At 59.3% G+C, this 11,633-nt stretch carries 9 protein-coding genes; 7 read left to right on the forward strand and 2 right to left on the reverse strand.

Annotated elements, in window-relative coordinates; genetic code table 11:
• The first annotated feature begins 22 nt into the window (after positions 1-22).
• From C8N42_RS15935 to C8N42_RS15945, 3 genes are all read left to right on the forward strand, one after another.
• Positions 23-1,663 (forward strand): acyl-CoA synthetase, encoded by a 1,641-nt coding sequence (locus tag C8N42_RS15935; RefSeq protein WP_281261419.1) that lies wholly within the window; start codon positions 23-25, stop codon positions 1,661-1,663.
• 84 nt (positions 1,664-1,747) lie between these two features.
• Positions 1,748-2,923, forward strand: coding sequence for an acetyl-CoA C-acyltransferase family protein (locus C8N42_RS15940; protein WP_107817623.1), 1,176 nt, complete (start codon positions 1,748-1,750; stop codon positions 2,921-2,923).
• A 105-nt stretch (positions 2,924-3,028) separates the two neighbouring features.
• Complete coding sequence (locus C8N42_RS15945) at positions 3,029-3,505, forward strand: PaaI family thioesterase (protein WP_170109330.1); 477 nt, start codon at positions 3,029-3,031, stop codon at positions 3,503-3,505.
• On the opposite strand, the gene C8N42_RS15950 is transcribed toward C8N42_RS15945, so the two are convergent.
• The gene (locus C8N42_RS15950) at positions 3,502-4,419 is read right to left on the reverse strand and encodes a LysR family transcriptional regulator (protein ID WP_107817576.1); all 918 of its coding nucleotides are present in this window, start codon (positions 4,417-4,419) and stop codon (positions 3,502-3,504) included. The two genes, C8N42_RS15945 and C8N42_RS15950, sit on opposite strands and share 4 nt — an antisense overlap.
• A gap of 130 nt (positions 4,420-4,549) precedes the next feature.
• Between C8N42_RS15950 and C8N42_RS15955 the strand changes: the two genes are divergently transcribed.
• From C8N42_RS15955 to C8N42_RS15965, 3 genes are all read left to right on the forward strand, one after another.
• Positions 4,550-5,563: an amidohydrolase family protein gene (locus C8N42_RS15955; RefSeq protein ID WP_107817577.1), complete on the forward strand. Its 1,014-nt coding sequence runs from the start codon at positions 4,550-4,552 to the stop codon at positions 5,561-5,563.
• 65 nt (positions 5,564-5,628) lie between these two features.
• A complete protein-coding gene (locus C8N42_RS15960) occupies positions 5,629-6,570 on the forward strand; it encodes a TAXI family TRAP transporter solute-binding subunit (protein ID WP_170109331.1) in 942 nt (313 codons plus the stop codon).
• Between the two features lie 146 nt (positions 6,571-6,716).
• On the forward strand, positions 6,717-8,606 hold the full coding sequence (locus C8N42_RS15965) for a TRAP transporter permease (protein WP_107817579.1): 1,890 nt from the start codon (positions 6,717-6,719) through the stop codon (positions 8,604-8,606).
• Positions 8,607-8,682: 76 nt separating this feature from the next.
• Here the strand turns inward: C8N42_RS15965 and C8N42_RS15970 are convergent, their stop codons facing one another.
• Complete coding sequence (locus tag C8N42_RS15970) at positions 8,683-10,323, reverse strand: FAD-dependent monooxygenase (RefSeq protein WP_107817580.1); 1,641 nt, start codon at positions 10,321-10,323, stop codon at positions 8,683-8,685.
• A gap of 175 nt (positions 10,324-10,498) precedes the next feature.
• Between C8N42_RS15970 and C8N42_RS15975 the strand changes: the two genes are divergently transcribed.
• A complete protein-coding gene (locus tag C8N42_RS15975; RefSeq protein ID WP_170109332.1) occupies positions 10,499-11,245 on the forward strand; it encodes an IclR family transcriptional regulator in 747 nt (248 codons plus the stop codon).
• The last annotated feature ends 388 nt before the right edge of the window (positions 11,246-11,633 follow it).

Here is an 11,633-nt window from a genome sequence, read left to right on the forward strand (position 1 = left end):
TTCCACGGAGGAGGACAACAGAGTGAAAGATACGATTTACGATCTGGGGCTCGACCAGACACCCGCGAATTACGTTCCGATGACGCCTGTGAGTTTCATGGCGCGCTCGGCCCATATCTACCCCGACCGTACGGCCGTCGTGTATGGCGCCGTTCGTCGAAGCTGGGCGGAGACCTATGACCGGTGCCGCCGCTTTGCCAGCGCACTTGTGAAACGCGGCTATAGGCGCAGCGATACGATTTCCATCCTTGCGACGAACATTCCGGAGATTTACGAGGCGCATTTTGCCGTCCCGATGGCCGGATGTGTGCTCAATGCGATCAACACACGCCTCGATGCGGAGGCCATCGCCTTCATCCTCAACCACGCGGAAACCAAGGTGTTTATTGTCGATCCGGAACTGTCCGAGGTGGCCTCTCAGGCCGTCAAGATGACGGGACGGGACGACATTCTGGTGCTTGACATCATCGACGAGAGTTTCGAGGGCGGACGTAAAATCGGCGCGTTGAGTTACGACGATGTGCTGGCCGAGGGCGACCCCGATTTCATGTGGACGCCACCGCAATCGGAATGGGACGCGATCTCGCTCAACTATACCTCGGGCACCACGGGCAATCCGAAGGGCGTCGTGTATCATTACCGCGGCGCGCATCTCAACGCGCTCTCCAATATCGTGATGTGGGAAATGGGCAATGCGCCGGTCTATCTCTGGACTCTGCCGATGTTCCATTGCAACGGCTGGTGTTTCCCGTGGTCCATCGCGGCGGCGGCGGGAACGGTCGTCTGTCTGCGCGCGGTGCGCGAGGAGCCGGTCTTTGAACTGCTGAAGGCCGAAAAGGTCACGCATTTCTGTGGTGCGAGTGTCGTCCTTGCGCTTCTGGTTCATGCGCCGGAAGACCTGAAAAAGGGACTTCATGCCGGGATCAAGGTGCTGACCGGCGGAGCCCCGCCGCCTGCGATCATCATCGAAAAGATGGAAGCGCTGGGTTTCGACGTGACCCATGGATACGGTCTGACGGAAACCTACGGTGCCGCTGTGATCTGCGCCTGGCACGACGAATGGGATGCCCGCGCGGCTTCTGAGCGCGCCGCGTTGAAAGCGCGACAGGGCGTGCGCAATCTGGCCGCCGAAGGTCTGATGGTTGCCGATCCCGAAACCATGCAGCCCGTGCCGTGGGACGGGGAGACCATGGGCGAGATCTTCATGCGCGGCAACAACGTGATGAAAGGCTATCTCAAGAACCCATCGGCCACGGACAAGGCGTTCCGGGGCGGATGGTTCGCCAGCGGCGACATCGGGGTGATGTATCCGGACGGCTATATTCAACTCAAGGATCGCTCCAAGGACATCATCATCTCCGGTGGCGAGAACATCAGCTCGGTCGAGGTCGAGGATGTGTTGTTCAAGCATCCCGAGATCATGGAGGCCGCGGTGGTCGCGCGCCCGCATGAGAAATGGGGCGAGACCCCCTGCGCCTTTGTCACGCTCAGGGCCGGGGCCTCTGTCTCGGAGGCGGAGATCATCGCCTATTGCCGGCAGAACATGGCGCATTTCAAAGCCCCGAAAACCGTGATCTTCGGCGAGTTGCCGAAAACTTCGACCGGGAAAGTGCAGAAGTTCGTGCTGCGCGAACAGGCGCGGGCACTGGACCTGCAAAGCTGACACACGAGACGGGCGGGCCTGTACAGGCCCGCCCCTGATCCGCGCCCGGACATCGGAAACCGGCGCATAGGAATGGAGAAGAATATGACGGATATCGTGGTGCTGGACGGTGCGCGGACGGCGATCGGAGCCTTTGGAGGCTCGCTTGTGGGCACGTCCCCGATCGAGATGGGAACCATTGTGGCAAAGGAGGCGCTGGTGCGCTCCGGCGTCGAGGGCGGACAGATCGAAACCGTGGTTTTCGGCCATGTGATCAACACCGAACCGCGCGATATGTATGTGAGCCGCGCGGCCGCCATTGGCGCGGGCGTGCCGAACGAGACGCCTGCGATGAACGTCAACCGGCTGTGTGGTTCGGGCCTTCAGGCCATCGTGTCGGCGGCGCAATCGCTGATGCTGGGGGATGCCGAATTCGCGCTTGCGGGCGGCAGCGAGAATATGAGCCGCGCGCCCTATATCCTGCCCGCCCTGCGCTGGGGTCAGAAAATGGGCGACACCGGGGCGACCGATATGATGATCGGCGCACTGACCTGTCCGTTCGGCACGGGTCACATGGGGATCACGGCGGAAAATGTCGCTTCCGAATATGGCATCACCCGTGAGGCGCAGGACGCCTTTGCCCTGCAAAGCCAGGAGCGCGCCCTCAAGGCCATCGGGGCCGGGTATTTCAAATCCCAGATTGTGCCCGTCGAGGTTCGGGTGAAACGCGACATGGTGGCTTTTGAGACGGATGAGCACCCCAAGGCCAGTACGCTCGAGTCGCTCGCCAAACTGCGCCCGGCCTTCCAGAAGGACGGCACCGTGACGGCGGGCAATGCTTCCGGCCTCAACGACGGGGCGGCGGCGGTTGTGCTCGCGACGGCGGAGGCGGCGTCGAAGGCGGGTCTGAAACCGCGCGCGCGGATCGTCGGCTATCACGTCGCGGGTGTGCGTCCCGAAGTCATGGGCACAGGTCCGATCCCGGCGGTTCAGGGGCTTTTGACCCGCACCGGGCTGTCGCTCGCCGATTTCGATCTGATCGAATCGAACGAGGCTTTCGCGGCGCAGGCGCTGGCGGTGAGCAACACGCTTGGCATGGACAATGACAAGGTGAACCCGAACGGCGGTGCGATTGCGCTGGGTCACCCGATCGGGGCTTCGGGGGCGATCTTGTTCATCAAGGCGCTTTATGAGCTTGAACGGACTGGCCAGAAACGCGCGCTGATCACCATGTGCATCGGCGGCGGGCAGGGGATCGCGGTGGCCATCGAGGCCCTGTGATCCTTGGATGAACAGACGACAGGGCGTAGGCGATAGCGCTGCGCCCTGTTCGCCATGCCGTGCGCATGGTCAAAAATCAAAAGCCGAACTCAAAGGACAATTTTCATGCACACCATCGACACAAACCTTCTGGCGCCCATTCCGATTGATCACCTTAGAACCCTGTCCGGGGTCGAGCTGTTCAAACGCGTCATCGCCGGAGATTTGCCCGCGCCGCAGGTTTGCGGTGTTGCGAATGAATGGATGCTTGAGATCGAGGAGGGCCGTGCGCTTTGGGAGGCAAGCCCGCCTGCGAACTTCGTCAATCCGATGGGCGGTGTGCATGGCGGCTGGGCCATGACGGTGCTCGACACGGCTCTGGGCTGTGCGGTGCATTCGGTACTGCCGGCGGGGACCGGATATACGACAATGGAGGTCAAAACCAACCTGACACGCGCGCCCAAAGTGGGCGAGCGGTATCTCTGCGAAGGCAAAATTCTGACCGCCGGTCGCCGCACCGCCACGGCGGAAGCGAAACTGTTCGACGCGCAAGACCGCATTGTCGCCTTCGGCACGACGACCTGTCTGATCCTGGAGTTTTAGGGCTGACGCCAATTGACGTCTTTGCCGCGGATATGGTCGCTTACAATCGGGGTGAGCGTGTCCAGGATCAGATGAAAATCCTCGACAGGTAAATGGCGGCGGGCCGTCAGATACAGGGTGCGCGTGATACAGGGGGCCGTGATGGGGGCCCAGTCGAAACGCTCTTCCGTGATGGCCTCCTGAAACAGGCCGCGCGGGACAATCGCAAAGCAGTCTTGCGACAGAAGAACCTCGCGTTTGAGATTGACGGAGTCCACTTCGAGCACAACCTGAAGCGTGACGTTTTCCTGACGCGCCATTTTATCCAACAGGCGCCGTGTGATCTGTTTCGGGCTGTCCATCACCATGGGGAACTCGCCTAAGGTGTGAAAATCGACGGGGCGAAGGCCCCCTCCCAGCTCTCCCGGTGGGCCGACAAGGATCAGATCGTCATGGGCGAGCGCGGCACTGAGGCGGGTCTCATCCGGAGGCGGATCATAGCTCAGGGCAAGATCGAGATCTCCGCTTTTGATATGTGTGACGAGATCCGAAGACAGCCCTTCATGAAGCGCAAGAGTGAGAGCGTCCTGACTGGCAAGCGCGCGCAGAAGCGACGGCACCAGGAGCTTTCCCGGCGTGGGCGGGGTTCCCAGGCTCAATATGCGTCGGGGACGTTGTGCGAAACTCCGCATGGCTTGCCGTGTGTCTTCCAGATCCTGAAACACCCGTTCGGCGCGCCCGAGGAGTTCCTTTCCCGCCGGGGTCAATTCCATTCCGCGGCTGCGTCTGTGAAAAAGCTGAACGCCGAGATCCGCTTCGAGTTCGCGAATCTGAAGCCCCAGAGCCGGTTGAGAGACATTGAGCCGTTGCGCTGCCGAGGTCTGGCTGCCGCAATGGGCAACTTCGATGAAATAGCGAAGCTGTTTGAGTTTCATGTATCGCTCCTCCCGGTCTGTTCCCGGATAAGGTAAAAGTATTTCTTATATCATTAAGAGGCAAACGGTCTTTGTCAGCTTGTCTGCGGTTCCGTACCTTTTCCGGGACTGATCTCAGGGAGGACAAAGAGTGAGATACATCGACGCCTTCAACCATTTCTTTCCCAAACCCTTGTGGGACAAGATGCAGACCTCCGAGGGGACGATACGTGATATCGGTCAGAGGATGCGGGGCATCCCGGCGATTTACGATCTGGAAGAACGCTTCCGCGTGATGGATCGTTTCGACGACTACACGCAAATCCTTTCTTTGGGCATGCCGCCGCTGGAAAGCCTCGGTGCCCCGGAAGAGACCGAGGAATTCGCACGGCTCGGCAATGACGGGATGGCCGAACTCGTGAATCGTCATCCGGATCGTTTCGCGGGCTTCATCGCATCCTTGCCGATGAATTCGCCCAATGCGGCAGCGGAGGCGGAGCGGGCTTTTACTGAACTGGGGGCAAACGGGCTTCAAATTCATACCAATGTGAACGGGCGCGCGCTGGACAACGACGAATTCTTCGCGGTGTTCGAAATGGCGGAAAAACACGGCAAGCCGGTGCTTCTGCACCCGTCGCGCGGCGCCAACATGCCGGACTACATTGACGAGGAAAAATCGAAATACGAGATCTGGTGGACGTTCGGCTGGCCGTATGAAACCAGTGCGGCCATGGCGCGACTGGTGTTTTCGGGGATGATGGACCGTTTGCCCAAGCTGAAAGTGCTTGGGCACCATCTCGGTGCCATGGTGCCCTATTTCGAAGGACGCGTCGGGCCGGGCATGGACCAACTCGGCAAACGCACCACGGATGAGGATCTGAGCCTCGTGCTCAAGAGCCTCAAGAAACGTCCGCTGGACTATTTCAAGGATTTCTATGCCGATACCGCCGTCTTCGGCTCCCGTGCGGCGACGCTTTGCGGGTTGGAATTCTACGGGGAGGACAAAGTTCTCTTTGCTTCGGACAGCCCCTTCGACCCGGAACGTGGGCCGGGCTATATTCGCGATACGATCAAGGTTCTGGAATCCATTGAGATGTCCACGGAAACCCGCGAGAAGATTTCGTACCGCAACGCACAGGATTTTTTCGGATTGAAAAAGAACTGAAAAAATACGCGCGGCTGTCGTCTCATGGCCGCCGCGCGTGAATAATGCATCAAAGGGAGGAGAAGATGCTCAAAATGAAAGGTTTGGTGGCTGCGATCGCCATGTCACTGGCGTCAACCGCTTCGGCACAGGTGCTCAGCGTGGGCACGACCGAGGGCGGTGCGGTGGCACAACTCGGAGCAGCTGTGTCCAATGTCGTCTCGTCGCATTCGGACCATCAGATGCGCCCGCAGGCGATGGCCGGAACGCAGCAATATATGACGGGCGTGGATATGGGGCGGATCGACTTCGGCATTTCCAATTCCATGCAATATTACATGGGGGTCACGGGGACGATGCTCTCCGATGGGCAACCGCATGATAACCTCCGCATTGTCGCCACGCTTGCGCCTTTCGTGCAAGGTGTGATCGTCACCAAGAAGGGTGGGGTGAACAGCGTTACTGAGCTGAAAGGAAAGCGTATCCCGACCGGATACAATGCTTCGCCTCTGTTCGAATATTTTTGGGATGCGTTTCTCGCCGGGTCCGGGCTCAGCCATGACGATGTGTCGGGTGTGCCGGTCACATCCCTGCCCAACAGCTGGCAGGCGTTTCGCGAAGGTCAGGTGGATGCGGTGATCGCGGCGGCGGGATCGGCTGCGGTGCGTGAGATGAACGCGACGATCGACGGCGGTATCCGTTATATTCCGCTGGAACCCGAGGGGACCATGATGGCCGCTTTGCCAACGACTCGTATCGAGATGGTGGACCCGGCCGAGGGGCTCGACGGGATTGATGTGCCGACCGGATTGCACGTCTACGAAACCGTACTCTTTGCCAACAAGGATGTGCCGGATGATGTCGTTTATGCCGTGACCAAGGCCTTGGCCGAGAATGAGGCTGCCTTGAAAGCGTCCGGGCCTTTGTGGGCGAATTACTCTACGGCAAAAATCCATACCGATTTCGGCATGGCCTATCATCCGGGCGCACTACGCTATTACGAAGAAGCCGGGCTGAGCGCTCAGTGATCGCATTTTGCGCCCGTTCCGGGAGGGGCGGGCGCGACTTGACTGGCGGACATGGGGAGACCCGCCGACGCAGATGACGCATCGGTCATAACAAACACCATTCCCGTATCCGCGCTTCCTTTTCCTGCAAGCGACAGGACACGCACATGCAAGTCACTTCAAAGCCGGTAGCGGCATTGGGTCGGGGCCTCGGTCTTGGCATCACTTTTTTCGCACTTATCCTGGGCGGTAATATCGCGTCCCGTTTCGGCATCGCCGTTTTCCAGGAACAACTCCTGTTCCTGGTCCTCGGTTGTGCCATTGGCGCGGCTTATATTATGAGCCCGAAACAGTTTTATCCGCGCTGGGTCGATTTTCTTCTGGCGGGGGCAGGGCTTGGGATTTGTGTCTGGACAGCCTGGCGCTATCCGATGATCTCCACGAACTTCTTTCGTTACGAGCAGGAGATTTCATGGATAGGCATGGGGTTGATCCCCCTGCTGCTCGAAGCCCTGCGACGCAAGGCGGGGTTCAGTCTCGTGGCGGTTGTTCTGGTTTTTCTTGCCTATGGGCTTTTGGCCGACAAGGTGCCCGGAGCTCTGGGGGGACGTGCCAGCCCGCTGGATGAATTGCTGGGCTATCTGACCATCGACTCGACGGCGATGATGAGTTCCCCGATCAAGATCGTGGCCACAATCGTGGTGATCTATATCCTTTTCGGAGCGGTGTTGCAGGCCACGGGTGGGGCGCACTGGTTCACGGATCTCGCCATTGCTCTGGTGGGTCGCCGCCGCGGCGGTGCCGCCAAAATGGCCATCGTTTCCTCGGCGCTTTTCGGGTCCATTTCCGGCAGTGCCGTGGCCAATGTCGCCTCCACCGGCGTCATCACAATTCCTCTGATGAAAAAGGGGGGATACAGCCCACGGATGGCCGCTTCGCTCGAAGCGGTCGCTTCGACCGGGGGGCAGCTTATGCCGCCGGTCATGGGGGCCGCGGCCTTTCTCATGGCGGAGCTGTTGCAGACCTCTTATGCGACCGTGGTGGTCGCCGCGATCATTCCCTCGTTTCTCTTCTTTCTGGCCGTGATCATTCAGGCCGATCTTGAGGCCGGGGTGAAACATATTCCGCCGGTCCCCGAAGAGATGATCCCGCGTCTTGCGGATGTTCTGCGGGTCGGCTGGTATTTCCCGATACCATTCGCGGTGCTGATCTGGCTGTTGTTCAGTGAAAACAAATCCCCGACGGAAGCCGCATTCTGGGCGATTGTGGCGGTCATCATCTTCAACCGGCTCTTTGGCTACAAAGGACACCGGGTTCAATTGCGCGAACTTTGGGATGCGCTGCTGGACACCGGACGAGGATCGGTCGAGATCGTGCTGATCGGAGCCATTGCGGGGATCGTGATCGGCGTTCTTCAGACGACGGGCCTCGGTTTCGGTCTGACCTATCTGCTTGTCAGTCTGGGGCAGACCAGTTTGCTGCTGTTGCTGCTTGCCACGGCTGTTGTATGTATTCTGCTTGGCATGGGGATGCCGACCACGGGGATTTATCTTCTGGTGGCGACGCTGGCGGCCCCGCCTTTGCTGCAACTCGGTGTGATGCCGATTGCCGCGCATTTCTTCATCTTCTATTTCGGAATGATGTCGATGATCTCGCCCCCGGTTGCCGTGGCTGCTTTCGCCGCTGCAAGCATTTCCGGGGCAAGCGCAATGCAGACCGCGCTGACATCGGTGCGTGTTGGGTGGCCGGCTTTCATCGTGCCGTTTCTCTTTGTCTTCTCTCCCTCGCTTCTGATGCAAGGGAGCTGGCCGGCGATCGTTCTCGCTGTGGTCTCGGCCTCTGCCGGCATCTGGCTGGTTTCTGTCGCCATGGTCGGGTTCTGTCGCGCTCATCTTGGGGTGGCGGAACGTCTGTGGGTGGCTATCGCCGGTCTGATGTTGCTGATCCCGGCGGATGTAGGAGCCTTCGGTCTTTGGATCGAACTGGCCGGACTGCTGCTCGGGGTTGTCTGGCTGTGGCGGCGTTTTGTTTTGCCGCAGAAAAGCACTGTGTTCTAAACAAGGTTTGGACAATCAGCACAAAGAAGCCCCCGGTTCCATTGAGCCGGGGGCTTTCGTCTCGATGTGAGAACGTTCAGAGGTGATGCCGTCCCATTCCCTGAACCGGGTAGCCCGTGCTCAGAAGCGCCAGCGTCATCGGGTCCTGTGGCAGGGCATCGCCGCGCCAGGCGATATGAAGATCGGGGCGCAGCAGGAACATGTCTCTCCCATAAAGCGCGCGCAGTTTCGGGTCCGGCAGGTCAATTACCCGGAGCGGTGCTCCTATAAGTTGGAAGGCTGCGGCGAGTTCGCTTACGCCATCGGAGCTGTCGGTGAAGCGGACAAACGAATAACTGCGGTCGAAGCCGTCATTGATCGACTGTCCAGGGGCGAGCCAGACATGCGGCATGCGTACACCGGTCCATGCGGTCGGGTTGTAGCTGCGAAACAGATGCTCAGGGCCACCGGGTTCGTCCCAGATCACCGGGCTGTCCACATAGCGATACCCAAGCTCGGCCCCGATCATTTCGTTGGTCTTGCGCTGTTCGACGTCTGCAACCTGCGCAAGGTTGTCCCGCAGAGCCTGCCCCTCCGGCGTGTCGTCGTTGAAGCCCGGTTGCCATTGTCCGCGCCATTTGCGGCGGCCCTGAGAGGCATAGCGCGACGCACCGATATTGCGGTCGCCGATCTGACGGCGTTCGACCTCGTAGGAGCGCAACAGGTTCGGCCCGGCCCAGCCTTGTAGCGTCGCAGCCAGTTTCCACGACAGGTCGATGGCATCGCCCACGCCGGTGTTCATGCCGAGGCCACCCGTGGGGATCACCAAATGGACGGCATCCCCGGCGAGAAAGACCCGCCCGTGCCCGTAGCGGTCGGCCAGCAGCAGGTTCTGTTTCCATTCCCCGACATAGAGCATTTCATAATCGACATCCGTGCCCACAACCTTTTCGAACTGGGTTGCCATGGCTTCGTCGCTTTCGACGACGGCGTGGAGGGTCCAGTGTTTGGTCGAGTCCTGCATGATGAGAAAAGAGGCCTGGTTGTCGGCGACATGGTAATGCCGTCCATGGCCCGGACCGTCACCCAGCGGAAGGCGGTCGAACAGATCGTCACAGCGGTAGAGCGCCTGACGCAATTGCAGCAGGTTGCCCTCTCCACGCAGACGAATGCCAAGCGTCTTGCGAACCGGGCTTGCGCCGCCGTCGCAGCCGACCATGTAATCGGAGCGCAGATCGTAGGTGCTTCCGTCCGCACGACGCAAGGTGGTGACGACGGAGCGGGCATCCTGTTTGAAGTCGACGAATTCCGTATCGTAGGCGAGGGTGACGCTGGGCAGTTTCTCGGCCACGGATTTCAGCAGCGGTTCCACGGTATATTGGGAAATCAACTGATAGGGTTCGGCGGGTTCCGACGTGTCTTCCGACGCGTCGCAGATTTTGCGGGCCTCGTTCACCGAAGGGTACTTGAGATGCAGCAGGGGCTTTTCCGTCATTTTCGTGATGACGAAAACATCCATCGGGACATCGCCATCCAAGCCCGCCTCCCTGATTTTTTCGGCCAGCCCCATGCGCCGGAAAATCTCCATGGTGCGCGCATTGCAGCGTTCCATCTTCGGCAGGAATTCCGGCTGCGGTTTTTTCTCGACCAATGTGCATTTGATGCCTTGCAGGCCGAGATCGACCGCGAGGGTCAGCCCCACGGGACCGGCGCCGATGATTGTGACTTGGGTGTTCATTTTTTTCTCCCTTGGTTCTCCTTCACGGGATCAGGGCTACGGGTGGTTTTGATGTGAGTCAATAAATAATCCCATATTATAGGATTTTTAAAAACAATCTGCTCAACCCTTGGCACCTGACGACGGCTCCCTTACGGTCTTGCGACAGATCGCAGCCGCAGAGCAGGGGCATCTCGTGCAAAGTCATGAAAAACTATTGGGCATTCTGGATCTCTTCGATGAGGAAAATCCGGAATGGGATTTCGATGCGATGCTTGTGCGACTGGGGTTCAGCCGCTCGACTTTATACCGTTATCTCAAGGTTCTGACGGATGCGGGGTTGTTGTCGTCCTTTCCGGGGCGTGGCTATAGTTTGGGTCCACGCATCATCCAGATGGACTATCAGATCATTGTCAGCGACCCCCTGATCCGGGCGGCGCGGCCGATCATGCAGGACCTGACCCAGGAATATCCCAGCGTCAGTCTTTTGTGCCGCCGGTATCGTCAGGGTGTCCTCTGCGTTCATCAGGAAAGCAGTACCGATCAAGTCCGGTCCAACTTTGAACGGGGACGGTCGCGACCCTTGTTGAGAGGGGCGGCGTCGCAAGTTATTCTGGCCCATCTGTCGCCTTATCAACTCTCCCGTCTTTACGATGAGAACCCGGTCGCGTTTGCCAAAGCGGGTCTGGGTGAGACCCTGCCTGCGGTCCGTTCGGTTCTGAAAGACATTCGACAGAGGGGCTGGCATCACACGGTCGCAGCGGTGACCCCCGGGGTGACCGGCGTTGCAACCGCGCTTTTCGATGCGCAGGAGGAGGTGACAGGTAGTCTGAGCCTGACCTTTCCGGGAACCGATCTGTCTGAGGAAGAGATCGCGGGGATTGGCAAACGGCTTTCCGATGCATCCCGGAGCGTTGCCGAGAGATTGCACAAGGCGCTCTAGGGTCTGTGGTGCTTCATCGTCCGTTGAGAAGCGCGCTTCAAAAGCGATGTCGTCACAATGGCGCGACCCAACCGTGCCGTGACGAGTGCCCCTTTTTGCGCCATGATCGTGTCGGTGAACCTTGACCAGCGTTGCATCGCCCGTCGCGATTTCAAGATCGGGCACATCGGATAAATACTTGAATCTACGCCCGCTCCAGTCTTCGCTCAATGATGATCTTCAATAATCCGCCTGCTGATTGGAGTTCCCCCGGTTTGATGGACGCTTTTTGACTGCAATGGAAAAGTGTGCATACGCTAGGTGCAAGGCCCCCGTACCACCCGACGGATTTCCGGGATCAAATCATTGCTCTTATTGAGCAGGTAAAGCATCAGAGAACTGGCCAAGG

It is taken from the genome of Celeribacter persicus (genome assembly GCF_003050785.1).
GTDB classification, from domain to species: Bacteria; Pseudomonadota; Alphaproteobacteria; order Rhodobacterales; family Rhodobacteraceae; genus Celeribacter; species Celeribacter persicus.

Excerpts from the sequence above, each read along its gene's own strand:
- C8N42_RS15940 (WP_107817623.1), top strand. The coding sequence starts at position 1,748 with ATGACGGATATCGTGGTGCTGGACGGTGCGCGGACGGCGATCGGAGCC.
- C8N42_RS15945 (WP_170109330.1), top strand. The coding sequence starts at position 3,029 with ATGCACACCATCGACACAAACCTTCTGGCGCCCATTCCGATTGATCAC.
- C8N42_RS15950 (WP_107817576.1), bottom strand. The coding sequence starts at position 4,419 with ATGAAACTCAAACAGCTTCGCTATTTCATCGAAGTTGCCCATTGCGGC.
- C8N42_RS15960 (WP_170109331.1), top strand. The coding sequence starts at position 5,629 with ATGCTCAAAATGAAAGGTTTGGTGGCTGCGATCGCCATGTCACTGGCG.
- C8N42_RS15965 (WP_107817579.1), top strand. The coding sequence starts at position 6,717 with ATGCAAGTCACTTCAAAGCCGGTAGCGGCATTGGGTCGGGGCCTCGGT.
- C8N42_RS15970 (WP_107817580.1), bottom strand. The coding sequence starts at position 10,323 with ATGAACACCCAAGTCACAATCATCGGCGCCGGTCCCGTGGGGCTGACC.